The sequence below is a fragment of the Collinsella sp. AM20-15AC genome, from assembly GCF_003471405.1.
Lineage (GTDB): Bacteria > Actinomycetota > Coriobacteriia > Coriobacteriales > Coriobacteriaceae > Collinsella.
The window spans coordinates 1-11,356 of record NZ_QRJA01000039.1 but is presented as its reverse complement, the minus strand read 5'-3'; the positions used below and the strand labels follow the sequence as shown (position 1 = coordinate 11,356).

9 protein-coding genes are annotated in these 11,356 nt (G+C 55.1%); 1 reads left to right on the top strand and 8 read right to left on the bottom strand.

Features of this window, described 5'->3' with window-relative positions:
• Nucleotides 1-2,305, top strand: a 2,305-nt coding sequence (locus DW233_RS10295; protein WP_118267952.1) for a transglutaminase domain-containing protein, incomplete at its 5' end; no start/stop codon positions are given.
• A 35-nt stretch (nt 2,306-2,340) separates the two neighbouring features.
• Here the strand turns inward: DW233_RS10295 and DW233_RS09540 are convergent.
• The 8 genes from DW233_RS09540 to rfbB form a co-directional block, all read right to left on the bottom strand.
• Complete coding sequence (locus tag DW233_RS09540; RefSeq protein ID WP_158565257.1) at nt 2,341-3,180, bottom strand: SDR family NAD(P)-dependent oxidoreductase; 840 nt, start codon at nt 3,178-3,180, stop codon at nt 2,341-2,343.
• Between the two features lie 4 nt (nt 3,181-3,184).
• Nucleotides 3,185-4,213 carry a glycosyltransferase gene (locus DW233_RS09535; protein WP_118267951.1) on the bottom strand — a complete coding sequence of 343 codons (1,029 nt, stop codon included), beginning with the start codon at nt 4,211-4,213 and terminating at the stop codon, nt 3,185-3,187.
• An 8-nt stretch (nt 4,214-4,221) separates the two neighbouring features.
• Nucleotides 4,222-5,316, bottom strand: coding sequence for a polysaccharide pyruvyl transferase family protein (locus DW233_RS09530; RefSeq protein ID WP_117769570.1), 1,095 nt, complete (start codon nt 5,314-5,316; stop codon nt 4,222-4,224).
• A gap of 10 nt (nt 5,317-5,326) precedes the next feature.
• Nucleotides 5,327-6,586 carry an oligosaccharide flippase family protein gene (locus tag DW233_RS09525; RefSeq protein ID WP_158567850.1) on the bottom strand — a complete coding sequence of 420 codons (1,260 nt, stop codon included), beginning with the start codon at nt 6,584-6,586 and terminating at the stop codon, nt 5,327-5,329.
• A 33-nt stretch (nt 6,587-6,619) separates the two neighbouring features.
• A complete protein-coding gene (locus tag DW233_RS09520; RefSeq protein WP_118267947.1) occupies nt 6,620-7,714 on the bottom strand; it encodes an EpsG family protein in 1,095 nt (364 codons plus the stop codon).
• Nucleotides 7,711-8,721 carry a glycosyltransferase family 2 protein gene (locus tag DW233_RS09515; protein WP_117786937.1) on the bottom strand — a complete coding sequence of 337 codons (1,011 nt, stop codon included), beginning with the start codon at nt 8,719-8,721 and terminating at the stop codon, nt 7,711-7,713. Before DW233_RS09515 ends, DW233_RS09520 begins: the two co-directional genes overlap by 4 nt.
• Before the next feature lie 4 nt (nt 8,722-8,725).
• Nucleotides 8,726-10,198 (bottom strand): sugar nucleotide-binding protein, encoded by a 1,473-nt coding sequence (locus DW233_RS09510; protein ID WP_118267945.1) that lies wholly within the window; start codon nt 10,196-10,198, stop codon nt 8,726-8,728.
• 72 nt (nt 10,199-10,270) lie between these two features.
• The gene (gene rfbB, locus DW233_RS09505; protein ID WP_118267943.1) at nt 10,271-11,290 is read right to left on the bottom strand and encodes a dTDP-glucose 4,6-dehydratase; all 1,020 of its coding nucleotides are present in this window, start codon (nt 11,288-11,290) and stop codon (nt 10,271-10,273) included.
• Between the last annotated feature and the right edge of the window lie 66 nt (nt 11,291-11,356).

The window sequence follows — 11,356 nt, the reverse complement described above, 5'->3', positions numbered from 1 at the left end:
CGACTCGCTTCGGATCGGACGCTACACCAACTTTCTCGACACTACCCAAACCACCTACGCCCACTCCGCCACCGCAACCCAAAACGGCGTCACCTTCACCGTCTCGTGGAACGACGCCCCCGCGGGCACCGCGACGACCTTCCACGTAACCCAGGCCAACGGCTCGTCCCAGGCCAAAGCGCGCATGGACGTGCCCACCTATTGGGACGGCGGCAGCCAGGAAAGCGTCTGCGACCCGTCGCGCCTGGCATGGACCAGCTACTACAGCCTGGGCACCGCGGGCCACGACTTTACCTTTGACTTTACGGCATCGGGCACGTACCGCATCTACTTCTACTTTATGGACAACGACAGAAACGACCCCCAAAACGACAAGGGAATCTACTATCTGCGAACCACGGCGAAGGTAACCGTAAACGACAACGCCCGCCCAAGCGTCACGCAGATCGTCAACAACGCCGTGGCCCAGTGCAAACAAGAAACAAACGGCTCGGAATACGACATGGCCCTGTGGCTCCACGACTGGACGCTCGACCAGCTGGAGTACGACCACAGCCTCAACTGGTGCTCGGCCGAAAGCGGCCTCACGCGCCACCAGGGCACCTGCGAGAGCTACCAGCGCATCTACTCCAAGCTCCTTGACGCCGCGGGCATCGCCAACGGCCGCATCACCGGCAACGGCCACACGTGGAACGCCGTAAAGATCGACGGCAAATGGTGTCAGATGGACCTAACCTGGGACGACACCAGCGACAACTGGTACGGAGACCTGGACCAGCGCCATCTGTACTTTGGCCTGACCGACGAGCTCATGGCAATCGCCCACTCCGACCACACGGCAAACTACCAAAAGGGCGACTATGCCTACCGCTCAACCGACCTCTCCAACAATTACAATGTGCGAAATGGCAAGGCCGATGAATGGGCCGAGAAATATGCCGACCGCATTCAGCAGCACCTGGATGCCAAGGAAGAGGGCTTTTCCATCAATGCAGATAACCAGTCCTTCCCGCCGAGTATCTCGGGGATTCAGAACGGGATTGTTGCTTATGCGATGAATCAGAGGGAGTGGAAGACCGGTGGCACCAAGGTTGAGCTTACTGCGGCATCTAGCGTCACAAAAGAATCGAACAGCAAATGGAGCGCCAAGTACGACCTCACAGCAAGCTATGAGACCACGTACGCCATAACAACCATGCCGAAGGACTGTGAAGTATACAACGGAGCCCAAGCCGAATTCACCGTAACGGCACCAAGCGCGACATCGTTCCAATGGCAATGCTCCGACAACGGAGGTTCAAGTTGGTACAACACGGGTATAGGCGGCGAAACTTCCAGGCAGAAAACCCTGAGGTTTGCATCCAATGCCCAGCTCGCGAAGAGGCTCTACCGCTGCCTAGTCTCGTTCCCGAACAGCAGCACCCTCGCAAGCGAGCCCGCACGCCTCGTCCTTGTCGCCCGATACGCCATCAGCTCCCAGCCCGAAGACTGCACAACTGCCGCAGGGTCAACAGCGTTCTTCGCCATCGAAGCAGAGCGGGCTACTTCGTTCCAGTGGCAATGCTCCGACAATGAGGGCAGATCATGGTACAACACGGGGATCGGAGGTGAGACTTCCACGCAGGCGAGAATCGAGTTCACTGCAAGTACGGGATTGTCAAAACGCCGCTATAGATGCTTGGCATTCTTCCCTGATGGGACTAGCTCGGCTTCAAACACTGCGCAACTAAAACTAAGCGCTAACCAAATAACCGGGCAACCGCGAGACACGGCCGCCTCGACTGGATCCGAAGCGTCTTTCTCCGTGCGAGCCCTAGGTGCCATCTCGTACCAGTGGCAATGTTCCGACAATGATGGGAAGGGCTGGTACGACACCGGGATTGGCAATGCCGCCTCAAAGCTGCCTACGCTGCGGTTCACCGCCAGTGCCGCACTTGCGAAACGTCTCTACAGGTGCGTTGTCACCTTCCAGGATGGAACAACAGCTGCGACTCAAAACGCCAAACTCTCGTTATTGTCGAATAAAGAGAGGATCACCACGCAGCCGAAAGATTGCGCAACGAGCGCAGGAATTGAGGCCTCGTTCTCAATCGACGCTGAGCACGCGGCCGCATTTCAATGGCAATGTTCTGACAACGGAGGCAGGACCTGGTACAACACCGCAATCGGAGGTGTCACCTCGAAAAGCAGCACCATAAGTTTCACTGCAACCGAAGGCTTGACAAAGAGGCTATTCCGTTGCTTAGTCTACCTCGAAGACGGTTCGACGCAAGCCTCCGAGGCAGCCAAGCTGCTTCTGCGGTAAAGGCGATCTCATACTTTGAAGCGCCCGCAAAGCCGCTACCGGATATCACAGACCCCACGGCCACCGGAGACGTACAAAGTGTCACCAACCACCATGTCGCCCATGGGGCTGGCCAACATCACAGCGAATTCCGCGATCTCCTCGGGCATGGCGAACCTGCCAAGTCTGTTGTCCTCAGCAGAGATGCTGTCACCCTCCTCGACGCCAAGAAGAGGAGTCGCCGTGCTGCCGGGCGCAATCGCGTTGACTACAATGCCATGAGGAACGAGGGCGGAAGCCATGCCCTCAGTGATGCCCTTCAGACCCCACTTCGATACGCGGTAGGGAGACCATGCGGGCTCGTTGCCAGCCGAGGATGAGACGATAAGGATATGCCCATTGCTGACCTTATCGGAAATCATGCGCTTTGCAACAGACTGCACCATGAAGTAGACGCCGCGCAGGTTGATGTCCAAGATGCGATCGTATTCCTCAACTGAAAAATCGAGAAACCCGCCCATGGAGACGTCCTCGGTATGAACGCCGGCAGAATTGACTAGGATATCGATGGGGCCGTAGAATGCCACCGCCTCGTCGATGACTTTCGAAAAGGTCTCTGGCTCGGCAAGGTCGACAACAACCCCGGCGCACTTCTCGCCAAGCTCTAACACCACCTTGTCGACCTTCGCGCGCCTAGTGCCGGCGATGACAACATTCGCGCCGTTCTTCAGGAACGCCTTGGCGACCGCCTTGCCGATTCCACCTGAGCCTCCCACAACGAGGGCAGTCTTCCCCTTGAGCAGGCATTCATCGCCGACGGTCTGCATCACAGGCTGTATATTCTTGGCTTTGAGAGCAACGATGCCCTGCTTGATTGCGTGCTTTAGATTCGCCATGCACCTACTCCTCGACATCCATGAACTTGCCTTTATCAGCCTCGAGCCCCTTCCGGTTTCGATCTATGACCAGCTTCGCGTAAAGCACGGGTGCCATGCCGCAGCATGCGATCTTTACCTTCTCGGAACGGTCGACTTCGCTGTTCTTGAACACGGACAGCCAGTTCTTCCTAACGTACGCTGCACATTCTTTCGCGAGCTTGCCTTCGGAGTCCATTTCATCCGCACCTATTATCTGAGTGAGTAGGAACTCGTAGTTTCGCCAGATATGCCAATCGCATGCGTGGCGAACCATCGGAGTGTCCAGAGTCAGGTTCTCTTTAATGTATTTAATATTTCCGAGGGCATTCTTGCCATTTTGAACGTTGTAGTTGGTAAGACCGCTCCCCAAGTTATTCAAACGGTAGTTGTAGACCTTACGTCTACCAACGCCCACATGATTAGAGTGCTGTGCAACCTCGGTAGCAAAGTACAGACCCTCGCCAAACCAAGGAACGGAAAACGAAATATTGTTGTCGACAACTACAGAACGTTTGTACAACTTATTCCAAGGCCCCAGCCGCATAAAGGGATAGATGATGGCAGAGGTGGCGCGCTCTGCCGACCAGGTCTCCCGGACGTCCTCAACAATCTGCTCCCTATCACGCGTTGTAAAGAGATTCACCGAGTAGGACATGTCGGAGCCAGTGCTCTCAGCCAAGTCGACCAAATATTCAACGCAATCGGGCTCCAGCCAGTCGTCACCGTCCACGATCATGAGATAGTCACCCGTCGCGACACCAAGTCCCGCATTCCTAGCGGAGCAAGTGCCGCCATTAGGCTTGTGAATAACAATAGCCCTAGGGTCACGTGCAGCATAGTCATCACAGATGCGACCACTGTCATCGGGAGAACCATCGTCAACGAGAATAATCTGGAGATTCTTGTGGGTTTGAACCTCAAAGGAATGAAGAAGCTTCGGCAGAAATTGTTCAGATTTGTAAACAGCGACGATGATGGAAACAGATGGCTGACTCAAAATAGGACCTTCCATTCATTATTCTAGCGAGCAAGACGGGCGGAGAACTCGCCAACGGTGTCACAAAGGAACTCCGAGGAGGACTCACGGTTGACGGCAAGCGACTCATTGACGCCCGCCCAATCAAAATCGTTGAGGCAAAGCTCTTCTGGCTGAAGCTCCGTGCTTATGCGGGAATCCAACCCGTAGCGAGAAAGAATTGCCTTGTTACGCTCCGCATACTGCTCAGGTAGAATATCGACAAAGGGCGTATTGAACAGCAACGAAAAAGCAGTCCCGTGGAATGAGTCCGTGAGCACGCAGGTGGCATTGTCAAACAGCCAAAGGAATTCGTGAAGCGAAGGGTAGAACAAATTCTTCCCCATCGTCTTACGAAGCGACGGACGAATGCTAACGACCTCGAGGCCGAGTGACTTGCATGCGGCAGCAGAATAGCGGTCGAATGCATCGCTTGGATGCAGGTTGTAGATCAGGCAATACTCCCCATTCACCCCGCGGGGCGCACGAGGCTCAACACGATCAAACCAGGCCTCCTTTGAGAGCAGGTGCACGGGGTCGACAACGGTTTGCGCCTCAAGTCCCATTTCCTCAAGAGTTTTCTGCCCACTTTCCTCGCGCACTGAAAGCCTATCAAAGCGCGCAAACGCTTTGGCGGCACGTTCGCGTTCGCGTGGATCGAGGCCATTTTTACCAAAGGAGGAAGAGAAGGAGAACTTGTAGGCATCGTCTGATGCGCCCTCCAAAAGGTAGGCACCCTCGATGTTTCCATCGGACATGATATTCCACACTTGGTCGCCTCCCACACAAAGGACAGGATACTCGGCAAGAAGCTTACCGAGCTCTTCTGAGTCGGTAACCCTACGGCTCTGCCTCAGCAAATCACTCCTCATCGCCTCGAACTTACGGGCACCAATCGCTTTTGGAATCGCACGAATCGGACCGAGCGCGCCAGAGGTCCTCATGGCATCTGCTAAAGGAAAGTCCCGGGGGATGCGGTAGTCAACATACTCAGCATTGATACCCATTGAGGCGAACGCATCCTGAAGGGCATATGCTTGCAGAATGGAACCGTAGTTCGGCACTGCATGGCGTGACAATATACCGACGCACTTTTTCATTTCTTATTCCTTACCTTTCGCAATCGGCGGTAACGCTTCGAGATGGAAACAAGTATTCGCGCGCGAGCCAAATGCGACTCACACACATAATTGCCTCAGTAAGGCAGCGGATAAAGCAAATAGTCTGCATGCTCGCAACCCCCATCGCAGACACGGTCAAGAGCGAAACGATGCAAAATACAGCAGACCCCACTGTGGTATAGGTAACCTCAGCGACTTTGCCAGAGGCACCAAGAATCGGCCAGCCGACCATCGTTGCATAAAAGGAAAACAGGAGTACGGGTGAAGCCCAGGCGATAACCCAGGAACCTGATAGATAGTCCTTGCCACCGAGCACGAGCATAACTACATCGGAAAGCGCTGCGAAAGCGATGGTGCCAATGAGCAGGACGGGTATTGAGACAAGAAGCAGCTTCCTTGCAAAACCGTAGTCACCCCCCTTGACCATATGTGGGTACAGACTGTTCACAATTGGCGAATAAAGGGACTGGATGGCATTAATTGCAGTCACAGCAAGGGACCAGTAGGAAATCATGGCCTTGTTGGTAATCACGATTCCAATCAAGAGCGTAGTGAAACCGGAAAAAACGACGGAGGCCATGTTCGAGAAACAATAGAGCGCGGAAACCTTCAGCTCTGAAAGCGCCTCGCATAGGGGCACGAACGTAATGGTGGTACCGAACATTCGCTTGGCGGAAATGAAAGACCAGGCAAGGGCAATAACGCTCGAAAGGATGTCGAGAATAGGAATCCACAGAATGTCATCGATAGAATGGACAACGATGAACGTCAAGGCAGTAGAGACACCCTTCGAGACAAAATAGCGAGTCGTCAATGGACCCATGTTTTCATGTCCCTGGAAAAGAAAGTCCGGAGCAAGTGCCTTACCGAATACAGCAACAAATGCAAACATGGTATATAGCATGTTCGAATGAGTAATGGGGATAAACCAGGCAACAACAACAACGACAGCGCCGGTCACTACACCAAGCAACAGGCGAGCCTCTGTCACAGCACCAATAGCCCGGTTCTCCTCTTCGACAGTCTCGGATTTTGCTATGCATTTAGTACCGGAAAGGTTGAAGCCAAAATCGACGAAAGTCTGGGCGAAAGTCATGAACGACACAACATACGCGTAGATCGCATAACCCTCCGGCAGAAGCACACGTGTCAGATAAGGCAGCGTAATGAGGGGAAAAATGTACTTAACAATCTGCAGTCCGTACTGCCAAACGACATTGCTGTAGAAACGTTTGTGTTGAGAACTCAAAGTGAAATCTCCAGACGATATAAGCTAGATAAGTTAATGGGAAAAGACGCACATATAAGGAACAACATGGCTGAAGTTCAAAATGCCATATAGATAGATAAAAACGATAATGACAAACATCGCATATAAGCTTTTTACAATGAGAATCGATGGACAAGTACCGCGATCGCACGAACAAAAAAGCCTTGGAATCGCAATGATACAGATCGACGTGAAGTAGACAGCAATCCTAGAAAACAGCATTACGTATTTAGACAAGACGCACACGACGACTCCAACCATCAAAAGGTTGAACAGGAATATGGTGTGCCTGTCTAACGTTATTGAGCTAACATTTTTAACCCAGAAAAATATTGCAAGACCAATCGAACAAATCAATAAATCGGCAACGTCCATGTTGCCGCTCGATAAAAACTGATTAGACAGATGTTCAACGCTTGCGTATCTTGCAATCTGCGGTGAAACTGCAATTCCAAAAGATAGAAGCGCGGAAGAGATGGCTCCGCCGAAAACAATGGCGCACACAAACGTGAAAAAGGATTTCAAGCTATCCGGACGCCACCCCCTCAATACAACCAAAGGAATGAAGAGCAGAGCCGTAGAGTGAAATAACGATGCCGCCAAAACAGCTATACAAAATTTAACTGTATCACCTCGAGTAGCAAAAGGAAGAGCATTCAACAGAATTGCCGCGGCAAGTGCCTGCCTAATCCCATTGGATGAGAAAAAGAGAAAACCTCCGAACAAAAATATGTAGACACCCCAAATTGGTCCTAAAGATTGACTATAAATAGCTCTATAAACTAAAAAGACCGTAAGAAAGGAGGTAACGAAAAACATGCTGTGGTAATCAAGGCCGAATAAAATGAGCAATCTACAAAGAGTCACAAATCCCAACTCAAAACGACTGGCAAACCCAGCCTGTATTTCGTTGTAGCCTTTGACATAAATATCGTAGTAATCTGTTCCGAAACCTTCTCTTATACCAAAAGCAATAGCAACAGTTAATCCACTTAAGACAAAAAAACCCAGTCTCGGCTGTTTTAGGGTTCGTCTTTGCTTTAAATCGCATACCGAAAGAAAGGCAAAAAAAACTGAGACGAAAAAAAGGCAACTGTAAAATATCATTTGCCGATAACCTTTCCGGTCAATTTGCCATAAAAGCTGTATGCGAAGCTGTGCAGGGCAGGAGAGACCGCGAACAGAAGGCAGCGAAGGCGCCAAGTCCTGTCAACAAGCGTACTAGCTGCAACGGTCCAACACTGCTTTCTGGCTTTAAAAATAAATGCCTTTGCTGACTCTATGTCAGAGCATTTGGACAAATCGAGCCTTGAAGCTATGCGAAGCGAACAGAAGGCCTCAAAACATGCAAAGGCGTCAAAAAACTCAGGCTTTTCCCGCACAACCCGCCTAACGACATCAAGAGAGGCAGACATTCCGTCGAGCTGGGCATCACCATAACTCTTGATTGTGGTAATAGACCCTTCACGCGCCAGATAACCATATAGCTCAGCATCAAATATGCATGCTTTATCAATCGTCGAAAAAACAGTAGCCTCTACACCAAAATCTTCAAATAGCTGACCATCGGGAAATACCAAAAGCGGCAGAAGCTTCTTTGCATATAACTTTGCGCACGCAGAACCGGACTCACCATCAAGCAGCAGCAAGCTTTCAAGCAAACGGTCACCAGAAACAACCTCAACGGGGCCGAGCTGTCCACCCTTAAAATCTTCGGTACATGAAATTTTTTTATACTTGCAAGTAACAAGAGAAACATCGTTCTCAAGGGCGATCTCGACAAGAAGCTCAATCGTTCTTATATCAAGAACGTCGTCGCCGTCTACAAACATTATGTATTCACCGGTGCAGTGTTTAACGCCGAAATTACGCGCCGAGGAGAGCCCACCGTTTATCTTATGGAGAATTTTAACGCGCGAGTCAGCCTCGACAACGCTTTCGATTAACTCAACTGTGTCATCAGTTGAGCCATCATCCACAATGATAATCTCTAGGTTAGCATATGTCTGCACCAGCAGCGATCTTATGCACGAGCAGGCATAAGAACCCAAATTATACATGGGTACGATTACGCTCACGCATGGGCAATCAGATTCAGAAGCCAGATATCTCATAGAGTTAGATAGAACCTTTCGAAGAAATAGCGTCCAGGTACTCCCCAAGCTCTTCCTCCCAGTCGGGCATGTGGAAGCCCGCGGCCTCGAGCTTCGAGAGGTCGAGCGCGGAGTGGACCGGGCGCGGGGCGATGGGGTCCGAGGCGTTCGCGTAGTAGTCGGCGGTGCTGACCGGCACGACCCTCTCCCCGTTGCCGTTGGCGGCCTCGAAGACGGCGCGGGCGATATCGGCCCAGGACTTGACGGTGCCGGAGCCGGTGCAGTCGTAGGTGCCGTAGGGGGCGTGCGAGCCCAGCACGTGGAAGATGGCCCCGGCCATGTCGCGTGTGAAGGTCAGGCGGCCCAGCTGGTCGTCCACGACCGTGACCTGCGTGAGCCTGTCCTCGGGGTCGGCGACGCGGTCGGACAGCCCCTTCATGGTCTTGACGAAGTTGTGACCCTCGCCGATGACCCAGCTGGAGCGCATGACGTAGTGGCGCGGGCAGCCGGCCACGGCGATGTCGCCGGCGGCCTTGGTCTGGCCGTAGACGGACAGCGGGGAGAACGGCTCGTCCTCGTCATGCACCTCGGCCGTGCCGTCGAAGACGTAGTCGGAGGAGACGTGGACGAGGGTGATGCCGTGCCCGGCGCAGGTGCGGGCGAGCAGGGCCGGGCCGGTCGCGTTGGCCTTCCAGGCGGTCACGCGGCCCTCGGGGGTCTCGGCCCTGTCGACCGCCGTGTAGGCGCCGCAGTTGATGACGGCGCCGTAGAGCGACCAGTCGTACTGCGAATAGGCCTCCGGGTCGGACATGTCGAAGGTGTCGATGTCGCAGAAGTCGAAGTCCTTCGCCAAGCCGCGCTCCTCGGCGAGCCTGCGGACCGCGCGGCCCAGCTGGCCGTTGCAGCCGGTGACGAGGGTGCGCTTCGGCGCCATGGGGACGACGTCCCTCAGCATCGGGTGGTTGAGGTCCGCCTCGGAGACGGTGGCCTCATCCAGCGGGATCGGCCACTCGATGGCGAGCTCGGGGTCGGCGAGGTTCACGAAGGTGTAGGTCCTCTTCAGCTCGAGGGACCAGTGGGCGTCCACCAGGTAGGTGTAGGCGGTGCCGTCCTCCAGGGCCTGGAAGGAGTTGCCCACGCCGCGCGGGACGTAGATGGCCTTCGACGGGTCGAGCGTGCAGGTGAACACCTTCCCGTAGGTGGAACTGCCCTCGCGCAGGTCCACCCAGGCGCCGAAGACCGAGCCGCGGGCCACGGAGATGAACTTGTCCCAGGGCTCGGCGTGGATGCCGCGCGTGACGCCGCGGCTGTCGTTGTAGGAGATGTTGTTCTGGACGACCCTGAGGTCCGGGATGCCCAGGGCGGTCATCTTGGCGCGCTGCCAGTTCTCCTTGAACCAGCCGCGCGAGTCGCCGTGGACGGCGAGGTCGACGACCTTGAGGCCCTCTATGCCGGTCTCGGTGACGGAGAGGTCCTTCTCGAAAGCGATGTCAGCCATGTGGGAAAAGCTCCTATCGAAGAGGTTGGGAAACCGGGGGCGCCCGCGCGGTGCGGTTCGCCGGGATGCGGTCTACTGGCCCTGTGCGCGGTAGCGCGCCTCGGTGGCCTCCTTGGCCGGGCGCCACCAGGACTCGTTAGCCACGTACCAGTCGATGGTCTGCTTGAGCCCCTCGGCGAAGTCGGTGTGCGCCGGCCTCCAGCCCAGCTCGCGCTGGAGCTTGGTGGAGTCGATGGCGTAGCGGCGGTCGTGGCCGGGGCGGTCGGCGACCCAGTCGAAGTCCTCGGGGTCGCGCCCCATGGCCTCCAGGATCATGCGCAGCACGGTGATGTTGTTCCTCTCGCCGTCGGCGCCGATGAGGTAGGTCTCCCCCATGCGGCCCTTGGTGAGGATATCCCAGACGGCCGATGAGTGGTCCTCGGTGTGGATCCAGTCGCGGACGTTCTCGCCGCGGCCGTAGAGCTTGGGGCGCATGCCGTCGACGATGTTCGTGATCTGCCTGGGGATGAACTTCTCCACGTGCTGGTAGGGGCCGTAGTTGTTGGAGCAGTTGGAGATCGTGGTCCGCAGGCCGTAGGTGCGGGTCCAGGCGCGCACGAGCATGTCGGAGCTGGCCTTGGTGCTCGAGTACGGCGAGGACGGCTTGTACGGAGTCTCCTCGGTGAACTTGGCGGGATCGTCGAGCGCCAGGTCGCCGTAGACCTCGTCGGTGGAGACGTGGTGGTAGCGGACGCCGTATTTGCGGACGGCCTCCAGGAGGCGGAAGGTGCCCTCCACGTTGGTGCGCAGGAACGGCTCCGGGTCGGCGATGGAGTTGTCGTTGTGGCTCTCGGCGGCGTAGTGGACGATCGCGTCGTGGCCCGGGACGATGCGGTCCAGCAGCTCCGCGTCGCAGATGTCGCCCACGACGAGCTCCACGCGGTCGGAGGGCAGCCCGGCGATGTTCTCGGGGTTGCCGGCGTAGGTCAGCTTGTCCAGGACGGTGACGTGCACCCCGGGGTGGTTGTTCACGACGTAGTGCACGAAGTTGCTGCCGATGAAGCCGCAGCCGCCCGTGACGATGATGTTCTTAGGTTCAAAGATCTCAGACATGAGGGGTTTCTCCTAGTATTCGCGCGGGCTGTTGACGATCTCGCCGGCGGCGACCTTCTTCAGGTG